Origin of the sequence: Streptosporangium saharense (genome assembly GCF_014203715.1) — a bacterium.
Classification (GTDB): Bacteria; Actinomycetota; Actinomycetes; order Streptosporangiales; family Streptosporangiaceae; genus Streptosporangium; species Streptosporangium saharense.
This window is the reverse complement of sequence record NZ_JACHJP010000005.1, coordinates 67,236-83,336: the sequence shown is the minus strand read 5'-3', so window position 1 is coordinate 83,336 and position 16,101 is coordinate 67,236. Positions and strand designations below refer to the sequence as shown.

General features: G+C 70.7%; 13 protein-coding genes and 1 pseudogene. 5 read left to right on the top strand and 9 right to left on the bottom strand.

Going from position 1 to position 16,101, the window contains the following annotated elements; all coding sequences use genetic code 11:
• Window positions 1-134 precede the first annotated feature (134 nt).
• Entirely contained in the window at window positions 135-647 is a 513-nt protein-coding gene (locus FHS44_RS23370) for a DUF6879 family protein (protein WP_184718121.1), read from the top strand.
• Window positions 648-771: 124 nt separating this feature from the next.
• The gene (locus FHS44_RS23365) at window positions 772-1,305 is read left to right on the top strand and encodes a DUF6879 family protein (RefSeq protein WP_312863781.1); all 534 of its coding nucleotides are present in this window, start codon (window positions 772-774) and stop codon (window positions 1,303-1,305) included.
• An 86-nt stretch (window positions 1,306-1,391) separates the two neighbouring features.
• On the opposite strand, the gene FHS44_RS23360 is transcribed toward FHS44_RS23365, so the two are convergent.
• A complete protein-coding gene (locus FHS44_RS23360; RefSeq protein WP_184718119.1) occupies window positions 1,392-1,829 on the bottom strand; it encodes a DUF4132 domain-containing protein in 438 nt (145 codons plus the stop codon).
• 219 nt (window positions 1,830-2,048) lie between these two features.
• On the opposite strand from FHS44_RS23360, the gene FHS44_RS23355 reads away from it, so the two are divergent.
• On the top strand, window positions 2,049-3,698 hold the full coding sequence (locus FHS44_RS23355) for a hypothetical protein (RefSeq protein ID WP_184718117.1): 1,650 nt from the start codon (window positions 2,049-2,051) through the stop codon (window positions 3,696-3,698).
• 229 nt (window positions 3,699-3,927) lie between these two features.
• Window positions 3,928-4,320: pseudogene (locus FHS44_RS23350) on the top strand (IS701 family transposase); the annotation flags it as partial.
• A 37-nt stretch (window positions 4,321-4,357) separates the two neighbouring features.
• Here FHS44_RS23350 and FHS44_RS23345 read toward each other — a convergent pair.
• From FHS44_RS23345 to FHS44_RS23315, 7 genes are all read right to left on the bottom strand, one after another.
• Complete coding sequence (locus FHS44_RS23345; protein ID WP_184718115.1) at window positions 4,358-5,980, bottom strand: GTPase; 1,623 nt, start codon at window positions 5,978-5,980, stop codon at window positions 4,358-4,360.
• Window positions 5,977-7,890 (bottom strand): P-loop NTPase family protein, encoded by a 1,914-nt coding sequence (locus FHS44_RS23340; RefSeq protein WP_246435924.1) that lies wholly within the window; start codon window positions 7,888-7,890, stop codon window positions 5,977-5,979. The genes FHS44_RS23345 and FHS44_RS23340 overlap by 4 nt, the downstream gene beginning before the upstream one ends.
• Window positions 7,891-8,152: 262 nt before the next feature.
• Window positions 8,153-8,848 (bottom strand): response regulator transcription factor, encoded by a 696-nt coding sequence (locus FHS44_RS23335; protein ID WP_221461256.1) that lies wholly within the window; start codon window positions 8,846-8,848, stop codon window positions 8,153-8,155.
• Window positions 8,849-8,922: 74 nt separating this feature from the next.
• Entirely contained in the window at window positions 8,923-9,495 is a 573-nt protein-coding gene (locus FHS44_RS23330; protein WP_184718110.1) for a hypothetical protein, read from the bottom strand.
• A gap of 36 nt (window positions 9,496-9,531) precedes the next feature.
• The gene (locus FHS44_RS23325; protein WP_184718108.1) at window positions 9,532-10,788 is read right to left on the bottom strand and encodes an ABC transporter permease; all 1,257 of its coding nucleotides are present in this window, start codon (window positions 10,786-10,788) and stop codon (window positions 9,532-9,534) included.
• Entirely contained in the window at window positions 10,785-11,537 is a 753-nt protein-coding gene (locus FHS44_RS23320) for an ABC transporter ATP-binding protein (RefSeq protein WP_184718106.1), read from the bottom strand. Before FHS44_RS23320 ends, FHS44_RS23325 begins: the two co-directional genes overlap by 4 nt.
• Complete coding sequence (locus tag FHS44_RS23315) at window positions 11,534-12,706, bottom strand: efflux RND transporter periplasmic adaptor subunit (protein ID WP_184718104.1); 1,173 nt, start codon at window positions 12,704-12,706, stop codon at window positions 11,534-11,536. Before FHS44_RS23315 ends, FHS44_RS23320 begins: the two co-directional genes overlap by 4 nt.
• A 145-nt stretch (window positions 12,707-12,851) precedes the next feature.
• Between FHS44_RS23315 and FHS44_RS41875 the strand changes: the two genes are divergently transcribed.
• Window positions 12,852-14,690: an efflux RND transporter periplasmic adaptor subunit gene (locus FHS44_RS41875; protein ID WP_184718102.1), complete on the top strand. Its 1,839-nt coding sequence runs from the start codon at window positions 12,852-12,854 to the stop codon at window positions 14,688-14,690.
• Window positions 14,691-14,706: 16 nt separating this feature from the next.
• Here the strand turns inward: FHS44_RS41875 and FHS44_RS23305 are convergent, their stop codons facing one another.
• Window positions 14,707-16,095, bottom strand: a complete 1,389-nt coding sequence (locus tag FHS44_RS23305; protein WP_184718100.1) for a sensor histidine kinase — start codon at window positions 16,093-16,095, stop codon at window positions 14,707-14,709.
• Window positions 16,096-16,101 lie beyond the last annotated feature (6 nt).

The window sequence follows — 16,101 nt, the reverse complement described above, 5'->3', positions numbered from 1 at the left end:
CGGGACCGACGTTTTATTCCTCACCGCGAATTATCCTCGATCTTGCTTGACGGGTGTGAACCTCCCCCGTACCTTCCGAATGAACGTCGCGGGAATCGTCGACATCTCACTGAAGCTCATTCGGGAGGCCGTCCGTGCTCTTGGATGGTGATGCCTGGCAACGGGTGCTTCACGGCTTCGAACGGTCGTCGTTCCGCCTGGAAACCCTTTCGCAGTACCGGGTGCCACAGGAGGCAGACGGGATCAGAAGTTTTCTGGAAGGCGAACGACTTCCCGAGGACTACCACTCGGCCTGGATGGACAGGGTCGCCGATCACGTCGCGCGAGGCCGTCGTGTTCAGCGCGTGCACACCCTGGTCCAACCTCTCAGCACCTATCTCCAGTTCGAATTCATGTACTACGGACCACACTCCCGGGCCGGTGAGGACATCCGGATACTCGACCTCACGGAAAGACCGAACCCCGGCCTTCCCGACCAGGACTTCTACCTATTCGACGACCACCGGGTAGTTCTGATGCACTACACACCCGACGGCACACAGATCAGCAGGGAACTGCTGGAAAATCCAGACGTGGACCTCTACCGTCACTACCGGGAAATCGCCCTCAACGAGGCGATCCCGTTTGCCGAGTACGTGAAAACCTGAAGGCCGGAACGACCATCACGCTTCCGGCTCCAGCACAGGTACCGACAATGGACTAAACCAGCCGGGCCGCTCCGGATGAGCCGTCCGTCAGATTCCCGCTTACCCCGTCTGTTGGAGGCTCCGCGTGCGCCCGGATCTGAGTCCGCCTGACCCGGATTTCTTCCCGACGCTGTTCGGCAAGGCCCGGCGTTCCGCGCTCCACCTGGAGATGCGGGACGGCTACATGGCGGACGAGTTGTTCACCCGGTGGCTCGCGGATGGTCGCCCCTCCCCCGTGGCGGCCGACTCATCGGACGAACCATGGATGGCGACGGTCGCCGAGGCGGTGAACCGGGGCGTGGAGGTACGGCGCGCCCGGGTGGTCAGCGAACCGGTCAGCGCCTATGTGGCATGGGAGCACGCCGCCACGCGGGCCGTGAACATCGCGGCGGGCGAGGCCGTACGGTGGCTGCCGCGTTGGCGAGCCTCGAAGCTCACCCTGCCGGGAAACGACTTCTGGCTGTTCGACGAGGAGACCGTGGTCTGGAACCACTTCACCGGCGACGGCGAATGGCTCGGCGTGGAGGTGACTGACGACCCGGATGCCGCCGCCCTCTGCGCGGCCTCCTTCGCGTCGGTCTGGGCACTCGCAATCGACCACGAGAACTACACGATCTAGTACTCCAGTGACACTTCGGGATTTTGAGGGGTCGGGGTCACATGGCTCGGGGTCATGGCCCTCCCGCCCGCGATGGACCCGGCGGCTCACCTGCTCAATGCCCTGAACGGCGTCATGCTCCGCCAGCAGCCGCCGCCACGGCCCCGGGGCGTCCAGCAGGAGGGGTGCGCCGGAGTCACCGGGGCGCCGGGCGGCGACTCGTACGGGACGCCGTCCGCCGTCCTGACGCTCGCCCGCCTGTCCTCGGACACCTCCTCCAGCAGCTCGGCCCGCCCCTCCACGCGGACCACCAGATGCCGCAGGCAGGCCCGCCACCAGGGATCGGGCCACACCCCGGCGAGGAGTCCGGCAGGCACCGGCAGCCCGTTCAGCATCCATGACTCCACGGTGGCGCGGCACTCCTTTTCGTGCCCGTCCAGGTGCTCAAGCAGCGCCGCGAACTGCTCACCGACCGGGCTGGACCGCACGGCCCTGGGCACGGACGCCAGCAGCTGGCCGCCGGTCTTCCTACAGCGCAGGGTCATCCCGTCCAGCGCCTGGCTCGTGGCCGCGGACGGCGCGGACTCACGTGAGGGGAATCGTCATGGCGACGACTATGTCGGCGGGCACCGACAATCGTCCCGGTCTCTAACCCCGGAGGATGCTTGATCACGGTTTGGTGTCGCGCGACCGAATGATCTTGACGTGGGAGCACCCATGAGACGTTATTAGAACATATTTTCCCATCCCGGCAGGAGGCTCTCGTGTCCCCATCCCTGGTTCGCCGATTAGCCGTTTACTGCGGCGCCGCCGGCCTGATCACCGGCCTGCTCACCGTCGCGGCCCCCGCCGCCTCGGCGGTCGGCACCACCACCGACCTCGGGGTCACCGACTCCTACACCGCCGACCTGGCCGTCGGCGGCGGCCGGGTATTCGTTCCGGCCGGCGACCGCATCATCGTGGCCGGCACTGACGGAAACCTCACCGGCGGTGCCGTCACCGGCCTGCCCGGCGTCCAAGAGCTGGCCGTGAACGCGGACGGCACCCGCCTGTACGCGGCTCTCACCGGCTCGAACGAGGTCGCCGAGATCGACACCGCGAGCCTCGCCGTCACCCGCCGGATCGACCTGTCGGCCCACCCCTGCCCGTCCACCCTGGCGTTGCTGGGCGAGCGGTTGTGGGTGGGGCACGGATGCGACAACGGCCCCGGCGGCGTCGTCGGCCTGGATCTCAGCGCGAGCGCCCCGGCGCCCGTGGCGGTCGGGGGCGAGCACCTGCGGCCTCCCGTGCTCGCGGCCGCCGGCGACACGCTCGTGGTCGGCCAGACCGCCCTGCACCACGCCGACATGCTGGTCTACGACCTCGGCGACGGCGTCCCCGCGCTGCGCGGCACGATCGACGGCAAGGAGTGGCGCATCGACTCTCTGCGCGACCTCACCCTGAGCTCCGACGGCGGCACCCTGTTCAGCGCGGCCGACACCCCCGGTCACTTCACCAGGTACGACACCAGGACCCTGGCGGCGACCGGCACCTACGGCGATGGCTGGGATGGGTACCCGTCCGCCGTGGCGCTCGGCTCGGACGGCGCGTACGTCGCGGCCGGACGCCAGTGGGGCAGCACCGACCTCACCCTCTACGACGCGGCGACGGGCGCGGAGCTGTTCGCGGCCGACCAGCCGGACGCCGAACTGCTCCCGGACGGCGTCGCATTCTCCGGCACGGACGTCTTCGCACTGCTGCGCAGCTCCACGGACCGGCTGCTGCTGTGGCGGGTGACGGGCGTCGCGCTACCGGCCACCAAGCTCACGGTGACGGCCCCCGCGGACGCGTACGTCGGCTCGCCGATCACCGTCGAGGGGCGGCTCACCCGCGCCGACGGCGAGGCGCTCGGGCTCAAGCCGCTCACGGTGATCCAGTACCTGCCCGGCTGGAGGAAACTGCCGATCACCGGCGTGACGACGCGGCAGGACGGCACGTTCACCTTCCAGGACACGCCCGTCTTCGAGCTGCCGCCGTACATCGGCGAGGTGATCTACTGGGTGTTCTGGGACGGCGACGACGGCCACCGCCGCAGCAGCGCCTCCGTCACCGTGACGGTCAAGCGCGAAGCCACGCTCACCCTGACAGGGCCGCAGTCCGGCGTCGCCGGCACGGCCGTGGACCTGAGCGGCGTCCTGGCGGCGGGCGACAGGCCGCCCTCTCCGGGGTCCACGCTCACCGTGCGGCGCACCCTGTACGTCAAGGGCACCAGCGGTAAGACCGTCAAGCTCCCGCCGGTGAGGGTGAACGCCGACGGCACGTACACGTTCACCGACACGCCCGCCAACGCCGGCAGGTACAGCTACCTCGCGAGCTATGCGGGGGATGGCGGGACCGGACCAGCCCAGGCCACCCATCAGATCATCGTCAAGTGACCCGACGACCGGTGCCCGGCCGCCGGGCCGGGCACCTCGGCCGGGATCCGGCGGTGACTCACCAGGCCCTGACGGTTCCGGTAGCCCATGACTAATACTCCAGTGACAGTTCACGATCTTGTGGGATCGGGTCACATGGCAACGGCCACCGCGTGATCGTTCGGAGTTTGTGAAGACAACCAAAGATCGTGCGGTGGCCGCGCTCCACAGCGTGGACCCTGACGGCTGGATGGTCATCTTCAACGAGCTGATGACCCGAATCGCCAGCCACTTCGGCCGCGTCGAACCACGCCGCGCCGCCACCGCCTACGTACGCGCCCTATTGGCCGACATCGACCGCAAGAATTGCTGGAACCTGGCCGAGCACGCCGGACTGACCGGCCCGCAGACCCTGCAGCGACTGCTCCGCACCGCCCGCTGGGACGCCGATGCGGTCCGCGATGGCATCCGGGACTTCGTGGTCGACCGGCTCGGCCCCGACGGCGTGCTGATCGCCGATGAGACCGGCTTCGTCAAGAAGGGCACCGGCTCGGCCGGAGTGCAGCGGCAATACAGCGGCACCGCGGGCCGCATCGAGAACTGCCAGATCGGCGTCTTCCTCGCCTACGCCACCCCAGCCGGGCGGGTCCGAGCAATGATCGCGAAGTGTCACTGGAGTACTAGATAGCTCTCCGTTCAGACCCTTCGGCGACGGTGAGGGCTTCGGTGAAGGTTTTGTGGCGGGTCACCTCGTCGTTGATCGGGGTGAGGACGAGGTCTCTGCCTACCCTGTCCACGTTCGCCCGCAGCGCCTTGCCCGCCTTGCGGGCCCTTCGGCGGCCGCCTGCCCAGGCTGCCAGGCGGGAGAGTCCGGCGATCAGCAGTCCCAGCAGGATGCCGCCGACCAGCAGCACCGTGGGCCAGGGCAGTTCTCCGGCCGTTGGCATGTACGGCCTGGGCAGCCGGAGATAGTCCAGGCCCGCGAGGCCGAGCAGCCACAGGCCGCCCGCCAGGGCGACCGCGAACACCAGCCACTGCGCCAGCCCGACAACCCGCCACCACACGGGCTTCCTCGCCGAACCAAGCGAGGTGGCGGCCACCGCCCGGTCGAGGCCGTCCTCAAGCTCGTCCCCATGCGACCTCGCCGCACGCCGTACGGCTGCCGCCCATGGTTCGGGCAGTCCTTCGGCGGCGGTGTCGGCGGTGCGACGGATCGCGGTGTCCATCTTGGAGCGCTGCACGGCGGAGACGGCGGGCATCGACGTACGGCCGACCGGCCCCTCGGTCTGGGCGGCCAGCCGTAGGCGGCGCAGCGGGTCGGGGCGGAAGCGGCGCAGCCACCGGGTCGGCGGCCAGCCGGTCGCGGCGATCGAACGGTGCCGGTGCGAGGTCGCGACCGCCCTGACCACGACCGGCACCCCGGCCGCGTCGGACAGCGCGGCGGTCAGCGGCCCGGCCAGGCCGTCCACGTCCTCCCGCGACGGCTTCCCGGTTCCCGAGGCGGTGTCCAGCCGGGCGGCCGCCGTACCGACGTCGGCGGAAAGACGGGTGGCCCACGAGCGCCGGTCGGCGACCCTGGCGGCCAGCAGCTTGCCGAGTTCGTGCATGCCTGTCCCGGTACGCGTGGAGATCCCGAACAGCGGCACGCCGCCAAGGCCGTCCTCATCGAGCAGCCGCCGCAGGTCGTCCAGGCAGCGCCGGGCGGCGTCCTGGCTGAGCCGGTCGATCTGGTTGAGCACGACGACCGTCACGTCCCGGTGCCCGGCGAGCGGGCGAAGGTAGCGGTCGTGAACTGCCGCGTCGGCGTACTTCTGCGGGTCGAGCACCCACACCAGCAGATCGACCATCTCGACCAGCCGATCGACCTCAAGCCGGTGCGAGGGCTCGATCGAGTCGTGGTCGGGCAGGTCGAGCAGGATCAGCCCGGCCGCCTCACCCTCGGCGTTCGGCACCTCGTGGCGGCGGGGCACCTCCAGCCAGTCGAGCAGCGGCCCGGCGCCCTCGCCGTCCCAGAGCGCGGCCTGCGCGGTCGAGGTGGTCGGCCTGGTCACCCCGACCGTGGCCAGTTCGGTGCCGGACAGCGCGTTGAACAGCGACGACTTGCCGCTTCCGGTGGCTCCGGCCAGCGCGACCACGGTGTGGCCCACCGACAGGCCACGCCGTACCCCCGCTCGGGCGACCACGGAACGCGCCCCGGCGACCACGTCCTCGGCCAGCCGTCCCTCGGCCAGGTCCGCCGCCCTGGCCAGCGCGTCGAGCCGGTCGTCGAGAGAGGCGGCCTCCTTGCGACGCAGCAGCTTCACCACTCCTCCCCCTCACGCGCCCCATCCGATCCGCCCCCGGCGACCCCCCGCGAGCCCCCATCCGGTCCGCCTCCGGACACCCCACGCAGCCCATCCCCAGGCGTCCCACCCGGTCCGCTTCCGGTCACCTCGCCCGGCTCGTCCCCACGCACCGCGTCCGGTCTGCCTCCGAGCTCCGGTCCACCCCCCGTCGAGGGGAGTTCTCTCCTGCGTTCTCGTACGGCTACCGCCACCTCGCGTAGTGCGGTGCCGACCTCCCTCGGGGGTTCGACCGCGTCCAGGAGGCCGGTGAACCGGTCGGCCTCCTCGTCGAGGAGGATGGCCACCCTGGCTCGCAGGTCCGCGCGGGCCTTGACGGTGAGGGTCCGTACGGCCTGGTCCCCGAAGACCGCCTCAAGGAGCTTCTGGCTCAGCACGCTGGTGCCTCCGGCGATGCCGACCTCGATGCCGGTCAGGCCACCGGTCGAGGCGAACACCGCGAGCATCAGCAGCAGCCCGGCGCCGTTGACGCCGTAGGAGGTGAACCTCGCCACGCTCCGCCGGTCGGCGCCCTCCTCACGGACCAGGTCGAGCACGTATCCCTGCCAGCCCCTGACCGCCGTCTCTGCCCTGGTCGGCAGGTCGGACGAGGCCCTGCCCAGGCGTCCCGCCGCCACGACCCCCGCCTCCTCAAGCAGGGCGCGGCCCGTGGGTCGCGCGGTCCAGGCGTCGAGGGCGCGTTCTGCGGCGCCGTCGGCCGAGGCCCTGATCAGCGCCTCGACGCCGCTCTCCAGCGCGACCCGCAGGTCGTTCTCCGGGGCGGGGCGGCCGGTGAACAGCGCGACCATCCGGTCCCTGAACCTGCCGACCCTGCTCTCCAGGGAGCGCATCAGGTCGCCGGTGCCGATGAAGTCCTGCCAGCGGGCCAGCACCTCACCGCGCAGCAGCGACCCGTCGAGCATGCCCTCGTCGAAGGCGGCCAGACCGGCGGTGTAGGCGTCGGCCGTCAGCGAGCGCAGCTCCCTGGCGGCGGCGTGCTGGTGGTCGACGGCGTCGGCCAGCGCGGGCACCCGCACGGCGAGGCTCTCCAGCGCCCCGGACAGGGTCTGGCGCACCACCCGCGCGCGGGCCTGCGAGTCGGCGGCGATGCCGGTCAGCCAGTCGGTGACGTCCCGTACGGCGGAGCGCGGCAGGCGGCCGTTCTCCTCGGGCAGCGTCAGCTCGGGCACCTCGAACAGCCGGGTCCCGCCGAGGCCGTTCTCCTCAAGGAGCCTGGCCAGATCCTTCCTGACGACGCCCATGGCCTCGGGGGGCACCCGTGAGAGCACGACCGCGAGCGCGGTGCTGCGTTCCCTGGCCGCGCGCAGGAAGCCCCACGGCACCTCGTCGGCGTAGCGGGCGGCGGTGGTCGTGAACAGCCACAGGTCGGCTGCGGCGAGCAGTTGCGCGGCCAGTTCGCGGTTCGCGGCCACGACCGAGTCGATGTCCGGCGCGTCGAGCAGGGCCAGACCTGCGGGCAGCGAGGGCGCGGTGACCACCCGCAGCGTGCCGGGCTGCCCACGGGCGCCGGTGACGCGGGGCAGACCGGGCAGGACGTGCTGGGCGGTGAACCACGCCTCGTCGGCGGGATTGGTCACCAGGGTCGGCGCGAGCGTGGTCGGCCGCAGCACCCCCGGTTCGGTGACGTCGGTGCCGACGACGGAGTTGACCAGCGTGGACTTGCCCGCCCCCGTCGAGCCGCCGACGACGGCCAGCAGCGGGGCGTCGAGCGCGGTCAGCCTGGGGATCAGGTAGTCGTCGAGTTGGCCGGCCAGCTCCCGCTGGGCGGCACGTCCGGCCGGCGCGTCACCGGCGGCCAGGGGGAAAAGATCGCGGTCGAGGTGGCGCCGCAGCTCGCGCAGCGCCTCAAGCAGCCCGTCGCTCCGGCTCATAGGAGCGACTTTCCCCGGCGAACGCCCCCTAGACATGGTTTTGCCCCACCGCTCGACCGGATCACGGGGGCGAACCCGGTAGAGCGGTGGGGCCTTAACCCCGAAGTCCGCGTGAGGGCTTCGTCCGAGCTCGTCTCCCCCGCAGCTGGAGGCGAGCCCGACCCTTCCGCGCGACCGCGGGGTGATCGGGGGTCACTCGCTGTTCATTGGAACACCCGAAGCTCAGGGTCACTTGAGCCGAAGCTGAATGTCCGCTGAATATTCAATCACTCTGGGGCGGCCGGAGAACATACCCAACGCCCCTCAAGGTGTGGATGAGCCGTGGTTCGGTCATGTCCACCTTGCGCCGGAGATAGGAGACATAGGACTCGACGACCCCGGCGTCTCCCCCGAAGTCGTAGTTCCAGACGTGGTCGAGGATCTGCGCCTTGGACAGCACCCTGCCCGTGTTGACCATGAAGTAGTGCAGCAGCTTGAACTCCGTCGGCGAGAGCCGTACGGCATTGCCCGCGCGCCAGACCTGGTGCGCCTCCTCGTCCAGCTCCAGGTCGGCGACCTTCAGGCGGACGGGCAGGTCCAGGTCCCCTCGCGTACGGCGCAGCACGGCCCGGATGCGGGCCAGGACCTCCTCAAGACTGAACGGCTTGGTCACGTAGTCGTCGGCGACCCGCAGACCGGTGACCTTGTCGTCGGTGGCGTCCCTCGCGGTCAGGAAGAGCACGGGGATCTGCCCGCCCATCGCCCGCAGCCGCCCGGCGACCGTGAACCCGTCCATGTCCGGCAGCATCACGTCGAGCACGACCAGGTCGGGGCGGATACGTTCGGCGAAGTGCACGGCCTCCCTGCCGTCGGCCGCCGTCACCACCTCGAAGCCGGATCTGCGCAGGCTGACGGAGAGCAGCTCGCGGATGTTCGGCTCGTCGTCGACGATCAGCAACCTGGCTTCGACCTTGTCCAGCACATCACGAGGCTTGCCCACCCCCCTGGAACGCAGCTCAGGTCCGGCTGAACGTTTCCTGAGAGAGGAGACCGTCATCGCCTGCCCCCACCCTCGCTGATCGAGGTCGCGGTGACGGAGCCGTCCTCGCCCTTGGCGCCCTGCACGACGACCGTGCCGCCCGCAGTCAGGTCGCTGACCTTGCCTTCCTTGGAGATCCGCACGTTCGTCTCGTCTGTGGTGTTCACGGTGACGACGGTCCCGTCCTGCTGCTGGAGGTAGACCTTGCCGCCCTCGACCTTCTGCACGGTGCCGACGGTCATGCCACCCTGGCCACCGCCGAATCCACCACGCTGCCCGTTCCCCTGCCCGTTTCCTTGGCCGCCGCCGAATCCGCCGCGCTGCCCGTAGCCGCCGGGAGCGCCGTAACCACCCGGGCCCTGCCGTACGGCATTAGCCCGGTCGCCGGTCGGCGCGCCGAGCGCCTTCTGCGCCTGGATGCCCACGATCACCCCGACGACGAGCGCGAGGGCCGCGCCGAGCACCAGGGTGAGCTTGGAGATCCCACGCCTGCCCCCGGCCGCGAGCTCGCCGTCCAGGTCGCCCTTGAACGGGGAGGACTCAAGCAACTCCCGCGCCGGGGCCTTGTCGTCCGCGCCGTCGCCCATCTCTTCTCCTCGTATAGCTCGCACAGGTCGTACAGGTCATTCGTGGCGCAGCGCCTCGATGGGTCTGAGCTTGGCCGCCCGGTTCGCCGGGTAGCCGCCGAAGAACAGCCCGATGCCCACGGAGACGCCCAGGGCCAACGCGATCGAGGACGGCACCAGCACCGGTTCGATGCCCGCGACCGTGAAGCGGGTGCCGACGAACGCGATCAGCACGCCCGTCAGCCCGCCCAGCAGGCTCAGCACCGTCGCCTCAAGCAGGAACTGGCCGAGGATGGCTCCCCTGGGCGCGCCGATCGCCTTCCTGATGCCGATCTCCCTGGTCCGCTCGGTGACGGTGACCAGCATGATGTTCGTGATGCCGATGCCGCCGACGAGCAGGGAGATCGCGGCGACCGCGCCGAGCAGGCCGGTGAAGATCCCCACGGTCGAGCTGACCGTCTCCTGCAGGGTCGCCTGGTTCAGGATGCGGTAGTCCGCGCTGCCCGTCGGGGTGATGCCGTGGCGCTGGTTGAGCACCGCGGTCACCTCGTTCTGCGCCGAGGTGGTCGTGTCGGTCCCGGTCGCCTGCACCACGATCGAGCTGAGCGCGCCGAACCCCGTCAGACTCTGCTGTACGGCGGGCAGCGGCACGATGGCCACGTCGTCGGCGTCCTGGGAGCCGAGTCCCGAGGAGCCCGACTCCTTCAGCACCCCGATCACGGTGAACGGCACCCCGGAGAGGCTGACCTGCTCGCCGACCGGGTTCGCGGTGCCGAACAGCTCCGTCGCGACCGTCTTGCCGACCACCATGACCTTCCGCGCCGCGAGCACGTCGTCGTTGACGAAGTAGGACCCGGTCTCGACGGGCTTGTTCGTCGCCTCGAAGTAGCTGGGGTAGGTGCCCACGAGCTGGGAGATCGTGTGACTCGCACCGTCGCGTACGGCGGTCGCCGAACCGGTGCTCACCACCGGGGAGACGCTCTTGGCCGAGGGCACCTGCTCGGGATCGGCCAGGGCCTTGGCGTCCTCAAGGGTGAGCTGCCTGGCCTGGGTGCGGGGGCCGTTGCCCTGCCTGCTCCCACCCGCGGCGGGGCCGCCGAAGCCGCCCCCGCCGAAGGAGGCGGAGACGGTCAGGGTGTTGGCGCCGAGCCGCTGGATGCTCTTCTGGATGCTCTGCGAGGCGCCCTCACCGAAGGCGACCAGCAGGATCACCGCGGCGACCCCGATCAGGATGCCCAGCGTCGTCAGGAAACTGCGCAGCTTGTTGGCGGCGAGGCCGCGCAGCGCGAAGCGCAGGATCTCCAGCCTGCTCACGAGGCGCCTCCCGGCACGGGCTGGGTCCTGGTGGCCGAGCGGGGCGGTGGGCCGTCGACCGGCGCCTGACGGTGGTCGTCCACGACCAGTCCGTCGACCAGGCGGATGACCCGCTTGGCGTGCGCGGCGACGTCGTCCTCGTGGGTGATGAGCACGATCGTACGGCCGGCCTCGCTGAGCCCGTCGAGGATCTCCAGCACGTCCCCGGTCGCCTTGGTGTCGAGGTTTCCCGTCGGCTCGTCGGCGAGCAGCAGGGCGGGCGAGGTGACCAGCGCCCTGGCCACGGCGACCCGCTGCTGCTGACCTCCGGACAGCTCGTTGGGCTCGTGCCGTACCCGGTCGGACAGGCCGACCTGCTCAAGCGCGGCCAGCGCGCGGGTCCTGCGCTCGGTGGCGGAGACCCCGCCGTAGGCCATGGGCAGTTCGACGTTGGCCAGCGCGCTCATCCTCGGGATGAGGTTGAACGACTGGAAGACGAACCCGATCTTGCGGTTGCGCAGGATGGCGAGCCTGCGCTCGTCCAGGGTTCCGACGTCCACACCGTCGATGAGGTAGCGGCCCGAGGAGGGGATGTCGAGGCAGCCCAGGATGTTCATGAGCGTGGACTTGCCCGAGCCGGAGGCGCCCATGACGGCCACGTAGTCGCCCCTCTCGACGGTGAGGGACACCCCGCGCAACGCCCTGACCTGGGCGTCGCCTCTGCCGTACACCTTGGTGATGTCGGTGAGGGACAGGACGGGGGCGGTCACCTGACGCCCCCGAGCCCACCGCCGCCACCGGGACCTCCGCCACGGGTTCCGCCTCCGCCGCCGAAGCCGGGGAAGCCGCCCTGCTGGTTGGTCCCGGTCGCGGCCGGGCGGACTACCTGGTCGCCCTCGGCGAGTCCGGAGGTGATCTCGGTGAGCGTGTCGCCCCTGACCCCGACCTCGACCGTGACGGGACTCTGGGCCCCGTCCCGCAGGACGGTCACGGTGCTGCGTCCGCCCGTCGTGGTGACCACGGTCGAGGGGACGACCAGGACGTTCTCCGCCTCCCCGACGACCACTTTGACCGTGGCCGTCTGACCGAGCCTGATCTCGGAGGGCACCTGGACGAAGGAGATCGTCACCGGATACTGGACGACGTTGTTGCTGGTCGAGGCGGTCGGCTGGATCTGGGTGACCTTGCCGGTCGCGGTGACGCCGGGCAGCGCGTCGAAGGTGACCGAGGCGCTCTGGCCGACCTTGAGCTTGGTGATGTCCGACTCGGTGAAGGTGCCGACGAGCTGGAGCTTGCGGGTGTCGGCCAGCTCGACGAACCCGCTGGACCCGCCGCCCGAGTTCCCTCCCGAGGTCCCGCCTGAGTTCCCTCCGGAAGAGCCGGAGGAGCCGGAGGAGCCCGACGAACCGCCGCTCGCGGGGCCGCCGACCGTGCCGTTGACCGCGGTGACCGTACCGGCGAACGGCGCCTTGATGACCGTCGCCGCCACCGCGCGCCCGGCCTCCCGGTAGGTGTTCCTCGCGTTGACGTACTGGGCGTAGAGGGCGGCCGTCGAGGTGTCGTCGTCGGCGGAGTCGAGCGCCGCAGCCGCGGCGTCCAGGCTCTCCCGGGCCGCGCTGTCGTCCAGCCTGGCCAGGAGCTGCCCCTTCTTGACCTTGTCCCCCACCTCGACGTAGATCTTCTTGACGGTGCCGTTCGTCCCGAAGCCCAGCGAGCGGGCGCGGGCGCTCTCCACGGCACCCGAGGCGGAGACCGAGGCGGTCACCGTGCTCCGGGTCACCGAGACGGCCCGCGCCACACCACCCGCGGTCGCGGCGGTTTCCGCGGAGGAGGAGGTGGATCCCCCGAGAGAGGAGAAGGCGATTCCCACGCCGCCCAGCAACAGGACCGCCAGGGTCCCGTTCACGAGCAGCGTCCCACGCCTGGTCGACAGCTTCACAGCGCTCGACCCTGGCGTACCAGACTTGAGCTAAACCCAACTCTTGCTGAGTGTTTCCTGCAAGCCCTCCACAGATGTGGACATACAGGAAATATTCAGGTTTTTGTGAGCAGGCAGTGAATCGGGCACGCCAAGATGGTCCGCCATGAGACCGACCAACCTCCCGAAACCCGCACGCGTGGGAGGACTCGCCCTTGCCGCCCTTGTCCTCGTGGGCGCGGGCGTGTTCTACGTCCTCGACGACGGCTCCGAGAAGGCACCCCGGGTCGAGCTCGTCGCCACCCGGCGCGGAACCGTGACCGCCGCGGTCTCGGCGGCGGGCAACACCGTGGACGAACGGACCAGGGAGCTGGCCTTCGGCGGTTCGGGAACGGTCAAGAAGGTCTACGTCAGGGCCGGGGACAAGGTGCGCAGGGGTGAGGTGCTCGCCACCATCGGCTCGGCACCGGCCCGCGAACGGTACACGGCGGCCAAGGCACAACTCGCGGCGGCCCAGGAAGCCCTGGACAACGCCGAAACCCAGTCCGCCTCCCCCACCCCGGCCGCTCAGGGGCAGTCTTCCGGGCAGTCCCAGGTCCAGTCACAGGGCCAGGCTTATGGCCAGGGTCAGTCCCAGGGGCAGGGCCAGCCCGGTGGGGCGCAGTGTCCCCCAACCGCCCCAACCCCTCCTCCGGGCGGTACGGCGACGCCGAACCCGTCACCCGGGCGCAGCCGTACAGCGGAACCTGAACAGACACTGGTGCCGGGCGGCACGTCCACCCCCACGCCCGCCGTCCCTGACATCACCCCGAGCGCCGTGCCCAGCGGTGGAGCGGGCCGGATGGGCGCGGTCGTGCCCGCCGGATACCTCGTCAAGACCGGCCCGACCGCCGTACCGACGCCCACCCCGACCCCGACGCCGACCGCCAGGACGAAGCGGCACGGTGGAGGGTCCGGCCACCCCGCACCCGAGGTCACCGTCACGGTGACCGTCACCGCGACGGTCACGGTGACCGCGACCCCCCAGGTGACCCCCACCCGCCCCGGCCCCTCGACACAGCCGACCCAGGAACCCACCGCGAAGCCCTCCCCGAGGCCCACCACCAAACCCACCCTCAAGCCCACTGCCAAACCCACTGCCAAGCCCAGCGGAAAGCCGACGGCGAAGCCGGGCGCGACCGCAAGGCCGACCACGTGCGCCACCACCGGCACCGGCACCGGCACCGGCACCGGCACCGGTAAAGGCCAGGGAACAGCCGGGCAGGGCGTCAAGCGCGGGACCGGCCAGAGCACCGGCCAGGGCAAGACGGCCCAGCTCCAGGGCGGGGGCACCAGGGGGACGGGCGGGCAGGGGGCGCTCAGCGTCGACCAGGCGCAGGCCCAGGTCAAGCGGGCGCAGGCCGAGCTGACCGACGCCCGTGAGGAGCTGGACGGGGTACAGATCACGGCTCCCGCCGACGGGACCGTGATGTCCGTGGCGGGCGCCGTCGGCGACGAGGCCGGAACCGGTGCCTTCGTCACCCTCGGCAACCTCGACGAGCTCCAGGTCGAGGCGCTGTTCACCGAGTCGGACATCGGCAGCCTCAAACTGGGACAGCGCGCCACGATCACCCTCGCCACCCGGGAGGGCAAAAAGTACGACGGCACGGTAACCCACATCGCGCCGACCGCGACGACCACCGGCCAGCTCGTGAGGTACGGGGTCACGATCGTCTTCGACGAGGCCCCCACCGACCTCCTGGTGGGTCAGACCGCCACGGTCACCGTCACCGTCGCCCAGTCCCAGGCCGCGCTCTATCTGCCCGCGCAGGCCGTACGGACCAAGGAGGGCGTCTCGCGGGTCACCGTGCAGGGTGGCGGCGAGCGCGTGGTGACGACGGGCGTGCGGAGCGACCAGTACGTCGAGATCACCTCGGGCCTCACCGAGAACGACCGGGTGGTCCTCCCCACCGGCGCCACCACCGGCGGCTTCCCCGACGGCACCTGGCCCGGCGGCCTCTCGTAACCCCGGCCCTGAGCGGTCAGGCGGAGTCGGGGGCGAGGGGGAGGGTCACGCGGAAGGTCGAACCCTTGCCGGGGTCGGAGTCCACGGCGACGGTGCCGCCGTGGGCCTCGACGATGGCCGCCACGATGGCCAGACCGAGGCCGCTGCCGCCGTCCTCGGGGGCGCGGCGGCCTCGTGAGGAGTCGACCCGGTAGAACCGTTCGAAGACCCGCTCGCACTGCTCCGCGCTGAGCCCCGGCCCCTCGTCGGTCACCTCGACGACCGCCATGGAGCCCTGCGCCGAGAGCGTCATGCGGACCGGGGTGCCGTCCGGGGTGTGGGTCAGGGCGTTGTTCGTCAGGTTGCCCACGACCTGGCGCAGCCGTACCTCGTCGCCGGAGACGATGAGGGCGGCGCCGTCGACGGTGAGCGTCACCTCGCGGGAGGGGGCGAGGATGCGGGCGTCGTGGGTGGCGTCGGCGGCGATGGCGAGCAGGTCCACGGGGCGCATGGCCATGGGCCGCTGCTGGTCGAGCCTGGCCAGCATCAGCAGGTCGTCCACGAGCAGGCCCATCCTGACCGCCTCCGACTCGACCCTGCGCATCAGCGGCGCGGGATCGACCTCGGGGGCCTGCCGGTAGAACTCGGCGAAGCCCCTGATCGACGTCAGCGGCGTACGGAGCTCGTGGGAGGCGTCGGCGACGAACCTGCGCATGCGTTCCTCGGAACGGCGGGCGGAGAGCTCCGACTCCGACCTGGCCTCGAAGGCGGACTCGATCTGGGCGAGCATGCTGTTCAGCGACTGACCGAGCCTGCCGACCTCGGTGGCCGGATTCGCGGCGGGGACACGGCGGCTCAGGTCACCGGCGGCGATGGCCTGGGCGGTCTGCTCGATCTCCTCAAGGGGCCGCATGCTCCTTCGGATGATCACCACCCCGACCCCGGCGAGCATCAGCATGAGACCGCCACCGCCGAGCAGTTCGATCAGGGCGAGCTGGCCGACGATCTGCCGGACCTCGGACATGTCCACGGCCACCACGACGCTGCCGCCGTCGTTGGTGGGGAAGCGGTGGACCCGCCACTCGTCGATCTCGAACGGATAGCTCTCCACGACGGGCGGCAGATGGGGACCCGCCTTGTTCTCGACGTCGGTGCCCTGGAGCAGCAGGGTGATCGTGCCGTGCGGGTCGCGGATCTCCACCCGGGTGTCGGAGGGAACCGGCCTGCCGACCAGGGTCGCGGGGCCGTTGCGGTGCAGGCGGCGTATGACGCTGTCGGCGTTCAACTGCGCCTGGCTGTCCACCCGGTCGATGAGGTAGCCGCGCATGATCGAGACGCTGCCGAAGCCGATCAGCGCGAGGGCGACGGTGAGGAGAAGGAGGACGACGGCGATCAGCTTGACTCTGAGCGGGGTGGCTCCGACCATCGGGCC